General features: G+C 65.5%; 11 protein-coding genes. 7 read left to right on the forward strand and 4 right to left on the reverse strand.

The features are described from left to right. Together ACRCSW_RS22380 and ACRCSW_RS22385 are read left to right on the forward strand one after the other, a co-directional pair. A partial coding sequence (locus tag ACRCSW_RS22380) for an SPFH domain-containing protein (protein ID WP_438707861.1) occupies positions 1–847 on the forward strand: 847 nt, incomplete at its 5' end. 9 nt (positions 848–856) lie between these two features. Then, positions 857–1,993, forward strand: a complete 1,137-nt coding sequence (locus tag ACRCSW_RS22385) for a primosomal protein N' (replication factor Y) - superfamily II helicase (RefSeq protein WP_438707862.1) — start codon at positions 857–859, stop codon at positions 1,991–1,993. Here the strand turns inward: ACRCSW_RS22385 and ACRCSW_RS22390 are convergent. Beyond that, positions 1,990–2,175, reverse strand: a complete 186-nt coding sequence (locus tag ACRCSW_RS22390) for a hypothetical protein (protein ID WP_438707863.1) — start codon at positions 2,173–2,175, stop codon at positions 1,990–1,992. The genes ACRCSW_RS22385 and ACRCSW_RS22390 overlap by 4 nt on opposite strands. Before the next feature lie 49 nt (positions 2,176–2,224). Here ACRCSW_RS22390 and ACRCSW_RS22395 point away from each other — a divergent pair, with 49 nt between their 5' ends. Further along, positions 2,225–2,542 (forward strand): antibiotic biosynthesis monooxygenase family protein, encoded by a 318-nt coding sequence (locus tag ACRCSW_RS22395; protein WP_438707864.1) that lies wholly within the window; start codon positions 2,225–2,227, stop codon positions 2,540–2,542. 36 nt (positions 2,543–2,578) lie between these two features. On the opposite strand, the gene ACRCSW_RS22400 is transcribed toward ACRCSW_RS22395, so the two are convergent. Continuing rightward, positions 2,579–3,010 carry an excinuclease ABC subunit B gene (locus ACRCSW_RS22400; RefSeq protein ID WP_438707871.1) on the reverse strand — a complete coding sequence of 144 codons (432 nt, stop codon included), beginning with the start codon at positions 3,008–3,010 and terminating at the stop codon, positions 2,579–2,581. Positions 3,011–3,145: 135 nt separating this feature from the next. On the opposite strand from ACRCSW_RS22400, the gene ACRCSW_RS22405 reads away from it, so the two are divergent. Then, entirely contained in the window at positions 3,146–3,745 is a 600-nt protein-coding gene (locus tag ACRCSW_RS22405) for an NYN domain-containing protein (protein WP_438707865.1), read from the forward strand. A 58-nt stretch (positions 3,746–3,803) separates the two neighbouring features. Next, positions 3,804–4,091, forward strand: a complete 288-nt coding sequence (locus tag ACRCSW_RS22410; RefSeq protein WP_438707866.1) for a hypothetical protein — start codon at positions 3,804–3,806, stop codon at positions 4,089–4,091. A gap of 50 nt (positions 4,092–4,141) precedes the next feature. On the opposite strand, the gene ACRCSW_RS22415 is transcribed toward ACRCSW_RS22410, so the two are convergent. After that, entirely contained in the window at positions 4,142–5,035 is an 894-nt protein-coding gene (locus tag ACRCSW_RS22415) for a DMT family transporter (protein WP_438707867.1), read from the reverse strand. Positions 5,036–5,165: 130 nt separating this feature from the next. Between ACRCSW_RS22415 and ACRCSW_RS22420 the strand changes: the two genes are divergently transcribed. After that, positions 5,166–5,870, forward strand: a complete 705-nt coding sequence (locus tag ACRCSW_RS22420; protein WP_438707868.1) for an ArsR/SmtB family transcription factor — start codon at positions 5,166–5,168, stop codon at positions 5,868–5,870. 104 nt (positions 5,871–5,974) lie between these two features. Next, positions 5,975–6,262 carry a 50S ribosomal protein L28 gene (rpmB, locus tag ACRCSW_RS22425; RefSeq protein WP_438707869.1) on the forward strand — a complete coding sequence of 96 codons (288 nt, stop codon included), beginning with the start codon at positions 5,975–5,977 and terminating at the stop codon, positions 6,260–6,262. Between the two features lie 126 nt (positions 6,263–6,388). Here rpmB and ACRCSW_RS22430 read toward each other — a convergent pair whose 3' ends face one another. Further along, a complete protein-coding gene (locus tag ACRCSW_RS22430; protein ID WP_438707870.1) occupies positions 6,389–6,694 on the reverse strand; it encodes a hypothetical protein in 306 nt (101 codons plus the stop codon). Positions 6,695–6,916: the final 222 nt, after the last annotated feature.

The raw sequence follows: 6,916 nt of genomic DNA on the forward strand, positions 1-6,916 counted from the left end.
CCAGTCGCCCTTCAAGTCCGAGATCTACTTCGTCAACACCACCCGCTTCAACGACCAGAAGTGGGGCACGAAGAACCCGATCATGGCCCGCGACCCCGAGTTCGGGCCGGTCCGCCTGCGGGCCTTCGGCACCTATTCCCTGCGCGTCTCCGACCCCGGCAAGTTCCTGACCGAGATCGTCGGCACCGATGGCGAGTTCACAGCGGACGAGATCAGCTTCCAGGTCCGCAACGTGATCGTGCAGCAGGTCTCGCAGGTGCTGGCGAAGTCCGGGATCCCGGTCCTCGACATGGCGGCGAACGTGGCCGACCTGAGCAAGATCATCGCCAACGCGATCGCACCGCAGGTCGGGGAGTACGGGCTGTCGATCCCGGAATTCTACATTGAAAACATCAGCCTGCCGGAAGAGGTCGAAAAGGCGATGGACAAGCGCACCTCGATGGGCGTGGTGGGCGATCTGAACAAGTACATGCAGTTCAATGCCGCCGAAGTCATGGCTCAGCCGGGGAGTGCGATGGGCGCGATGGTCGGGGCCGGGATGGCCGCGGGAGTGGGCATGGGGTTGGGTCAGAACATGGGGCCTTGGGGCGGCGCACCGGCCGCATCGGCTCCGCCACCGCCCCCGCCGCCGCCCCCCGCCCCCGCCGCAAAGGCCTGGCATCTCGCCGAGAACGGCGCGACCTCGGGCCCCTTCGGCGAGGCGGACCTCGTGAAGCTTGCCGCCGAAGGGCGGCTCTCGCGCGCGACGATGGTCTGGACCCCCGGTCAAGACGGCTGGAAGATGGCCGCCGAGACCGACCTCGCGCGGCTCCTTGACGCAGCACCGCCGCCGCCGCCGAAACCCTGATCCGGCGCCATGGCCCAAGAGGAATACCGCTGGCCCTGCGCCCAATGCGGCGCGCAACTGCGCTACGCGCCGGGCCAGACCAGCCTGACCTGCGAACATTGCGGCCATGTGCAGAAGATCGCGCCCGAGGCCCCGCGCGCCCGTGCACGTGCGCTGCAAGAGCTTGATCTGAAAAGCGGATTGCGCGACGAACTTGCCGACGGCGACATGGTCGAAGTGCGCCTCACCTCATGCCCATCGTGCGGCGCCAAGGTCGAGATCACGGGTGCCACCCATGCCACCGAATGCCCCTTCTGCGCGACGCCTGTGGTGCTTGACACCGGCACCGAACGCCACATCAAACCGCAGGCCCTCGTCCCCTTCGTCCTGACCGAGGCCGAGGCGCGCAAGGCGATGATCACCTGGATGGGAAGCCTCTGGTTCGCCCCCGGGACGCTTCTGGAATACGCCCGCAAGGGTCGGGCGATGAACGGGGTCTACGTGCCATTCTGGACGTTCGACGCCGACACCGCCTCAAGTTACACCGGCCAACGGGGCGAGCATTACTACGAAACCCGCACCGTGACCGTCCAGGTCAATGGCAAGTCCGAGCGGCGGCAGGAACAGGTGCAGCGCACACGCTGGTATCCCGCCTCGGGCCGGGTTTCGCGGAACTTCGACGATGTCATCGTGATGGGATCGAAAAGTCTGCCGCCGCGCCTTGGCAATGAGCTGACACCTTGGGACCTTGGCGCATTGGTTTCCTATACCCCTGATTATCTTGCGGGATTTCAGGCCGAAGGCTACACGATCACGCTGTCTGATGGCCACGCCGAGGCGCGTGAGCGGATGTCGGACGTGATCCGCGGCGACGTCCGCGACGACATTGGCGGGGACGAGCAGCGCATCCATGGCATCGACACGGATTGGTCGGACGAGACCTTCAAGCACATCCTCCTCCCGGTCTGGATGGCGGCCTACAAGTACAACGGCAAGAGCTATCGCTTCCTCGTCAATGGCCAGACCGGAGAGGTTCAGGGCGAGCGTCCCTGGTCGATCTGGAAGATCGCCTTTGCGGTGATTATCGTTGCAGCAGTTGTACTTGCGGCAGTTTACCTATCGGACCCCGAGGCGCTGAACCTGCCGCGGCCGGACTGGATGAACTAGGCTTTCCGCTTGAAGAACAGCATCCACGCGGCATAGGCGCCCGCTGCCAGGAACAGGACCCCCCAGAACGGCGAGCCGAGCCAGATGAACTCGACCGCGCCCCAGAAGAGGGGGACCAGAACGGTGACCCAGCGCACCCATGGACGACGGAAGAACGGGTCGTCGGGATCGAGAAACTTCATGCCTTTGGCCCCCGTTCATGGCATCCTTCCGGGAATGAGGGAGGACGACATGCTGCAGATTGTCAAGGATTTCCAAGGGCAAACCGTCATCACCACCTTCGAGACCACGCCCGCCATGGCCTTCGACCTGGTCGAAGCTCTGGAGGCCGCGTATCAGGATTGCATCCGCCTGCAGCCGGGGTTCATTGCGGCGGGCCTCCACATGAACGACGCGCGGACGCGGATCTGCAACTACTCGCAATGGAAGCGGCGCGAGGACTATCAGGCGATGCTCCGGACGCCCGAGATGCGCGAGCGGAACCGGAAGATCAACGACCTCTGCAAGGGGTTCGAGCCGGTGATGTACGAGGTGACGGGGGTGTTCTAGCGGAGGGGGCCAAAAGGGGCGCCGAGGCCTTGCCCGCTACGCCGAGGGCGCCACTCCGCAGGACCGGAAGGCCTCGACCACAGGACGGGCTCCGTCAAGACCGAAGGGCACGATCGTATCCCCGGCAAGCGCGGCTGCGGTGGCGTTCAAGGCCAGACCGTCCAGCACATTGTCAAAGCCGGTATCGGTGACGGTCAGCGAACGCCCGTCCGGGGAAAGCGTCTGGCGGCTGGTGCCGATCGTCATCGCGGCAGGGCCGTCGAAGCGAAGGCCGAAGGTTTCGGTGGTCGGCCAGGACGTACCCGTGCGGGTCAGCGTGATCTCGTAGGGTTCGGACCGCGCCGGATCATAGGTCACGCGAATGCCGAGATCGGCTGTGTCATGCATGATGGTGCAGATCGGCACGGAGGTGAACTCCCATGCCTGGGCCGGGGCGGCGAGGAACAAAAGGGCGGTCAGGGCGCGCATCCACGGCAAGATGGCCTCAAGCCGCGGGGCGTCAAGCCCGGACCGGGATAACGGGGGAGTGGGGCTACCGGGGGTCGGGCTCGCCGCGATCCCACACTCTTTGCGAATCCGGTCGGAGCGGGCTAGCCTTCGACCATGCTGCGACTTCTGTTTTTTCCGCTTGTTGACTTCAAATCCGTCCAGGCCCCGGAGGCGACGACGCGCCTGCTTCCGCCCGATACGCTCTATGCGGGGGCGCTCCTCGCCATCGTGTTTCTGGTCCTTTGGCTGTGGAACCGCGCCGCCCGCCACCCCGCCGTGCCGGTGGAACCCAAGGCCTGGATCCTGGTCGACGGATCCAACGTCATGTACTGGCAGGACAATGCGCCGAAACTGACCCCCGTGCTGCAGGTGATCGGGGCGCTGCAGGCGCAGGGCTATGCTCCGGGCGTAGTCTTCGATGCCAATGCGGGCTGGAAGCTCGCAGGGAAGTATCTGCATCATGGCGATCTCGCCCGGCTCTTGGCACTGCCGGTGGAACAGGTTCTGGTGGTGCCGAAAGGCGAGCAGGCCGACCCGTATCTCTTGGAGACCGCGCGGGAGTTCAGCGCCCGCATCGTGACCAATGATCGCTATCGCGACTGGGCCGAGGCACATCCGCAGGTGTCCGAGCCCGGCTTTCTGATCCAGGGTGGGATGCGCGACGGAAGGGTCTGGTTAAAGGGGGTCGAAAGCGCCAAAGCGAAAGCCGGTTAACCGTCTGTCAATCCGTCCCGGCCATGCTGCCCCTTGGTGGAACGCAAGGAGGCCAATGATGGACCCGGTTGATGAATTCGCGCGGCTGAAAGACGAAATCCGTCGGTTGCAGGACCGGGCCGAGGCGCTTCGTGCGGGGTTCCTGCGGCCGGGCGCGCGGCTGCGGTCGAACCGCTTCGAGATCTCGGTCAAGCGGCAGACCCGGCGCATCTTCACCAAGGACCGCCTGCCACCCGAGGTACTCGCCGACCCGCGCTACTGGGAGGAACGGGTGAGCGAGGTAGTGACCTGCCACGAGATTTCAACCTTCCGCGCCGGGGATGCCGACATCGTGCTGATTGAGTGATCGGCTCGGGGTCAGGGGCGGTTCGAAAGATCGACGCCTCCTTATCCCCCTCACCGCGTGAAGATCAGCGCCAGCCCGGTCACCGCCAGCGCCGCGCCCGCCCAGCTTTTCGCACTGGGCCGCTGCCCGGTCCGCAGCCAGAGAAGCGGCAAGATGATCACGGGCGAGGTCGCCGACAGGGTCGCAATGATGCCGGTCTCGGATCCTTGCAGCGCGTAAAGGAACAGGGTCATCCCAAGGAGAAGCCCGATCAGCGCCGTTGCAGCTGTCAGGGCCAGGACCTTCCCCGAAATCTCTCGCGGTCGCGGCGGTGCGATGGGCAACGTCGCGACAACCCCCATCACCAGCCCCGACGCCCCCACCCGGATCAGCGAGCCGACATAGGGGTCAAGCCCTCCCGCCATATAGGGCCGCGCTATCAGCGCACCCGTCGCCTGCCCAAGCGCCGCGCCCAGACCGAAGAGCACGCCTATCCGCAAGCCTCCCCGAACCTGCTCCAGCCGATGCGCGCCCTCGGACGGTCGGCCAAGGATCGCCAGCGCCACCCCTGCGACGGTCACTGTGATCCCCAGGCCCGCCTGCCAGCCCAGCCGCTCTCCCAGAGCCAACCAGCCCAGGATCGCCGCCATCGGCGCGTTCAAGGCGAAAACCGCCCCCGCTCGCCGCGGACCAAGCCGCCCGACAGCCGCAAAGTTCAGCGTATCGCCGAGAAGGATGCCAAGCACCCCCGAGACGGCGAGCACCAGCATCGCCTGCCACCCCGGCAGCGCCAGCGCCCCCGAGGCCATCACGATCCCAGACAGCAGCAGCGCCACGAAGACCTGCCGGATCAGGTTGAAATGAAACGGCCCCAGCGCCCGGATCGCATCGGAGGCGATGATCCCTGTCGTGGCCCAGCAGGTCGCGGTACCCAGAGCCGCCAGTTCGTGGATCGGAAATTCCATGGTTCTCTCCCAGCGCCGTCAGGTTGCATGCGGGGTATCCGCCCGCAACCCTCCTCTGCCCGATTGATCGGCGCCCATGGTTCGGGCAATGTCGAACCATCGCGAAGGCCCCGAAGGCTAGGATCGACCCATGACCGAAAGCCCCAACATCGCGGCCCTTGCGGCCCCCCTTGCCGACCCGGCGCGGGCGCGGATGGTCCTCTCGCTGATGGACGGCCGCGCCCGCACGGTGACCGAGCTTGGCACCGCCACGGGCCTCACCAAAGCCAGCGCGTCCGAACATGCGGCAAAGCTTCTCGACGCGGGGCTCCTCCGGGCCGAGAAGCAGGGCCGCCACAAGTACCTGACCCTCGCCAGCCCCGAGGTTGCCCGGCTGATCGAAGCGATGATGGCGCTGGCGGGCCAAACCCCCGGCCGCCTGCCGCAACCCGGCCCTCGTGACCCGGCCCTGCGCGAAGCGCGTCTGTGCTACAACCACCTCGCCGGAGCGCTTGGCGTGCAGCTTTATCAAAGCTTCTCGGCCCGCAGTTTCCTTGTCCACACCGCGGGCGGGCTTGATCTCACCGCCAACGGCCACAGCTTCTGCCTGACGCTTGGCCTTTCCGATCATGACCTTGTGCCGTCAGGCCGCACCCCCCTCTGCCGCGACTGCCTGGACTGGAGCGAGCGGCAAAGCCACCTCGGCGGCCGCCTCGGCAGGCTGATCCTCCAGCGGCTGGAGACAAAGGGCTGGTTACACCGCCGCGAGGGCAGCCGCGCCCTAAGCGTCACACCCGAAGGCCGCCGTCTCTTCGCAAAGACTTTCCCGGTGGCCAGTGCGCCAGAGCCCGCCTGACGGCTTGACGCGGGCGCGGATTCCCCCTACACGCCCGCAATCGCTTTCGAGGGTTGGGGTTTCCCCGCCTTCCCCCGCTTTTGACGAATCGAAGGAACACCGCAATGTCGCGCGTCTGCGAACTCACCGGCAAAGGGCCGATGTCGGGTAACACCGTCTCCCATGCCAACAACAAGTCCCGCCGCCGGTTCCTCCCGAACCTGAACGAGGTCACGATGATCTCGGACGTGCTGGGTCAGTCGTTCAAGCTCCGCGTCACCGCCGCGGCGCTCCGTTCGGTCGACCATCGTGGCGGGCTTGACGCCTATCTCGCGAAGGCCAAGGACGAAGAGCTTTCGGCCGCCGCGCTGAAGATCAAGAAGGACATCGCCAAGGCGCAAGCCTCGGTCTGATCCATCCCGGATGATGAGACAAAGGCCCGCCTTCGGTATGAAGGCGGGCCTTTTGGCTTATGCACAGCCATGACCGACCGGCGGGGCTAAAATTTTTCGACGAAAAATTTTAGCCGGCGCCCGGCCTCAACCGGCGCAAGAGGCCTCGGCCGTGGCGCCGAAATTCTTGTAGCGGTCCCAGAACGCATCGTCCGAAGCCGATTGCGACGTCCAGGTCGAATGCGCCGCCTCCGGGTCCTTGAAGAACTTCGCCGCCCGACGCTGGTCCCCGCCCGACAGCGTCATGTCCGCCGCCTGCTGGATGCAGCCGCAAAGCGACCGGTTGCCACCGCGATCCGAGGCCATGCAGGCCCGCTCGATTGGCCCAGCAAGCGCCGCACCAGAGATCATTGGAAGAATGGCCGCCACGGCGGCAAACAGGATAGGTCTCATACTTTTCTGCCTCATTGCCGGTCCTGGGACTGCAAGCGCACCCTCCATCTCCGGTCGTTTTCTGCCACGCATATTGCCGATTCCAAGCTATTTTTTCAAGGGTCTCAGTAGCTTGGCAAGAATTGGCCGATTGGCGCAACCCATCGCGACCCTTCCGCCCCAGTGCTACAACATGCGGTAGAAATGACGTTCATTCACGCCGCCCCCTCCCCTCCAAGCGCA

It is taken from the genome of Tabrizicola sp., from assembly GCF_051645465.1.
GTDB lineage: Bacteria > Pseudomonadota > Alphaproteobacteria > Rhodobacterales > Rhodobacteraceae > Tabrizicola.

Coding starts and splice junctions, on each gene's coding strand:
- ACRCSW_RS22385 (WP_438707862.1), top strand. CDS start 857: ATGGCCCAAGAGGAATACCGCTGGCCCTGCGCCCAATGCGGCGCGCAA.
- ACRCSW_RS22390 (WP_438707863.1), bottom strand. CDS start 2,175: ATGAAGTTTCTCGATCCCGACGACCCGTTCTTCCGTCGTCCATGGGTG.
- ACRCSW_RS22395 (WP_438707864.1), top strand. CDS start 2,225: ATGCTGCAGATTGTCAAGGATTTCCAAGGGCAAACCGTCATCACCACC.
- ACRCSW_RS22400 (WP_438707871.1), bottom strand. CDS start 3,010: ATGCGCGCCCTGACCGCCCTTTTGTTCCTCGCCGCCCCGGCCCAGGCA.
- ACRCSW_RS22405 (WP_438707865.1), top strand. CDS start 3,146: ATGCTGCGACTTCTGTTTTTTCCGCTTGTTGACTTCAAATCCGTCCAG.
- ACRCSW_RS22410 (WP_438707866.1), top strand. CDS start 3,804: ATGGACCCGGTTGATGAATTCGCGCGGCTGAAAGACGAAATCCGTCGG.
- ACRCSW_RS22415 (WP_438707867.1), bottom strand. CDS start 5,035: ATGGAATTTCCGATCCACGAACTGGCGGCTCTGGGTACCGCGACCTGC.
- ACRCSW_RS22420 (WP_438707868.1), top strand. CDS start 5,166: ATGACCGAAAGCCCCAACATCGCGGCCCTTGCGGCCCCCCTTGCCGAC.
- rpmB (WP_438707869.1), top strand. CDS start 5,975: ATGTCGCGCGTCTGCGAACTCACCGGCAAAGGGCCGATGTCGGGTAAC.
- ACRCSW_RS22430 (WP_438707870.1), bottom strand. CDS start 6,694: ATGAGACCTATCCTGTTTGCCGCCGTGGCGGCCATTCTTCCAATGATC.